Below are 2,827 nucleotides of genomic sequence, written 5' to 3' on the forward strand. Positions count from 1 at the left end.
AAATCGAAACTACGCCTAAAATTTCCGCTTATCGGCCAAAGCCGACTTTGGGCTCAGGGCAGGATCGGGCGGCAATGTGCCTGCTACCTGCCGTTTAGGTGTGAGAGGCCACGAACGGCAGCTTTCCTATCCTGCGAATGCGAACTCCCGACCCATAGCGGACCTAGGCCGATTGCAAAAGCGGACCCTCAGGAACGTTTGAATTCACCGGAATGCGCGGCTTTGTGCGCAGGTCTGGGTGGAATGATGAGTTGGGCGGCATTTCATTTGAGTTGCCCTTTGTCTTTTGCGCCATCTTGAATTGACCGCCACTCTTCAGAATATGACTCGTGGTCAGACTCAAAATCCGTGGTGTACACGCCCCATCCCATGATTTCGTAATACTTAGTCATTGCCTCGAAGTGGGACGTGGCGTCTATAAGGCCAATAAGCGCTGCACCGTGTTCTTGAAGAGAGCGAAACCCGTCGCCCATCGGGCCCGCCAGGCAGAGGCTGGGCAGTCCATCCGAGTCTATCCAAATCTCATGCTTCAGAAGCGCCATCGTGGTGCCACCCAACGTAAAAGTGAGCGGACCTGCGCGGCTCTTCGCGCAGGTCCGCTCGACTGCCGGGTTAGCACTCATTGCACAACAGTCTGGCGATCTGGAACACTGACTTGCCCAACGCCAGACTCCTGCAATTTCTTTAGCAATGCGGCTCGCCCATTGCTTTGTGACCACTTCATCTCTTGAGCAGTGATGGTTGTTGCAACCAGGATTTCCATTCTTCCAGCCGGTAGACTGGTTCCTGTTGGCAGAGGTGCTTGGGCCTTTGCGATCAAGACATTCACCATCTGTCCCTGCCCCACTTGAATCTGCTCAACAGTTAATCCATCGTATTTCTCGACACGGCCGAGGAGACCAACGTCGTTTCCGATTTCCGCGTTTGCGGCCCATTGAAGTAAATTCAGTGGCCACTGCTGATTGGACTGTGCGACCACGATAATTTCATAACCGTACCCGGCGAATCCGGGTCGCTTTGGTGCTGGCTGCTTCTTGGTAAGAGTACCTCCAGCTTTTGTTGCTCTATCTCCATCCGCCTTTAGATCGAAGTTTGCCATTTGCACTGTAGTTGGCATATCCGGGTTCGTGAAACCAAATGTCGTGTAAACGGAGAGGTTCTGTCCCAGTCTGGGAGCCGGAATGACATACAACCCGCCGCCAGGCCATACACCGGTCATGTTGAGCATTTTCAATATGTCCGAAGGAAGCGGCCCCACCGTTTTCTCGAAATGCTTTTGCCGTGCATCGTAATTAACCTGCCACTGCTTCTCGCCTTGGTCGGTTTCACCGAAAGCAATGGTGCCAACGAAAGAGAGCGTGGCGGCCATCAGACTGCTTGCAAACTTGCGGATGCTCAATTAAGTCTCCTGAGTGCTAACAGTTACCTGCGCAGCTTTTAGCGCAGGTCCGGTGAAATGATTGGTTGGGCATCAATGTGCTATTGCGCCAATGCTTTCGGCAGTTGAACAACAAGACCAAGACTGGGCTGGTGGCCAATCTCAGAAAGTTTCCCCGGATCGAGACTCCATAACGCTGCGAGTTGAAGTACGTTGGTTTCGTCAGGTAGTTTTCCTTCTACGCTGAAAAGACGTTCCGATGCCGCGCGTGGTGAAAGGCCACTGAGATCAAGAAACTTGAGGCGAGCTTCCTCTAGGGTTTGGTTGCCGATATTTGTGTAGACTTCTCCGTCTCCAAAAGAGAAGACCCTCAAGGGTAGATCCCGTTGAGCACGCACCCACGCAACAAATCCAACAACGCGATAACTCCCAAAAAACTGCACCTCAGAAAAGTGATCAGTTAAGCGCGAAAGTATGGTGTCGAATTTTTGACCGATACCGCCATGCCGATCAGGTGTGTGCATCACCGGATAGGGCAATGAACTTCCCACGACGAAAATCCAGCCATTGACTGGTGGGGACAAGAATATCCACGGTCCTTTGTTGGTCCCTCCGGTACGGCCATAGGCTGCCGCCATTCCTGATGCCCAGTTAGCAGGTGCTCCCGATCCAATCTCAAGTGCAGTAACAACGGAATTGAGATCGCTAGCTCTTACGGCGAACCAGTTAACCTTGTATCCAAAGTCTTCTGGTCTATCTGGTATTTGATCGAAACTCGGCGTGTCGGCGCAAGCAGTAGCCGCAGCAGCACCAATTCCAAAAATTGTCAGAAAGCGCCAAAATCTATTCATAGTGGATTTTCCAATGAAGCCCAACGAGCTAGGTAAGCGGACTGCCGCGCGAAGCGGCCAGATGAAACCAAGGCGGGTGTTCGGCAGGTCCGCTTGACCGCAGGGTTGGGCGTCATTGCTTTAGCCCTCGATGGTTGGTTCATTTAAAGAGAGCACCTCAACAACGACTGACTCGGTGAACACAACAAAATGCCTCGCAGCCTCTCCTGCTCCCGCGCCTAAGGGACACGCCTGACTCGCATATTTGGACCCCACGCACTCAAAGACAAAGGGAGTGATGTTGCGGGTAGTGCCTTCCGGAGTAAAGCATTGTTCTGCGTTCGTTCGAAACTCGGTCACGCGGTCAAACTCGATGCGAAACGTTTGGCTCTGCTCCGTGATAGTAAGAGGCCTGCCAACATAGCCATCAGGATTTCCCTCAAGCAACTCGATTACGCGTACGACAAGCGTTGCCTTGTTGTAGGCAATGTCGATCAAATCGAAGTAACGATGCATCATGGCTCATGACGCTCAACAGTTAATAGACGGACCCATGGGTCCGTCTCAGATTGCTGACAAAGCCTCCAATCGTTTGGGGGCTTTGTTTTTTTATAATGTT

Annotated in this window: 4 protein-coding genes; all 4 read right to left on the reverse strand. The window is 52.2% G+C overall.

Annotation, left to right across the window (positions count from 1 at the left end; translation table 11 throughout):
- Nucleotides 1-263: 263 nt before the first annotated feature.
- Entirely contained in the window at nt 264-542 is a 279-nt protein-coding gene (locus AT959_RS21490) for a hypothetical protein (protein ID WP_205629807.1), read from the reverse strand.
- Between the two features lie 77 nt (nt 543-619).
- Nucleotides 620-1,399, reverse strand: a complete 780-nt coding sequence (locus AT959_RS01670; protein WP_066879939.1) for a suppressor of fused domain protein — start codon at nt 1,397-1,399, stop codon at nt 620-622.
- An 80-nt stretch (nt 1,400-1,479) separates the two neighbouring features.
- Nucleotides 1,480-2,229 carry a hypothetical protein gene (locus AT959_RS20835; RefSeq protein WP_157651172.1) on the reverse strand — a complete coding sequence of 250 codons (750 nt, stop codon included), beginning with the start codon at nt 2,227-2,229 and terminating at the stop codon, nt 1,480-1,482.
- Nucleotides 2,230-2,349: 120 nt separating this feature from the next.
- On the reverse strand, nt 2,350-2,727 hold the full coding sequence (locus AT959_RS01675) for a hypothetical protein (protein ID WP_157651173.1): 378 nt from the start codon (nt 2,725-2,727) through the stop codon (nt 2,350-2,352).
- Between the last annotated feature and the right edge of the window lie 100 nt (nt 2,728-2,827).

Source organism: Dechloromonas denitrificans, assembly GCF_001551835.1.
Classification (GTDB): Bacteria; Pseudomonadota; Gammaproteobacteria; order Burkholderiales; family Rhodocyclaceae; genus Azonexus; species Azonexus denitrificans.

Excerpts from the sequence above, each read along its gene's own strand:
- AT959_RS21490 (WP_205629807.1), bottom strand. The coding sequence starts at position 542 with ATGGCGCTTCTGAAGCATGAGATTTGGATAGACTCGGATGGACTGCCC.
- AT959_RS20835 (WP_157651172.1), bottom strand. The coding sequence starts at position 2,229 with ATGAATAGATTTTGGCGCTTTCTGACAATTTTTGGAATTGGTGCTGCT.
- AT959_RS01675 (WP_157651173.1), bottom strand. The coding sequence starts at position 2,727 with ATGATGCATCGTTACTTCGATTTGATCGACATTGCCTACAACAAGGCA.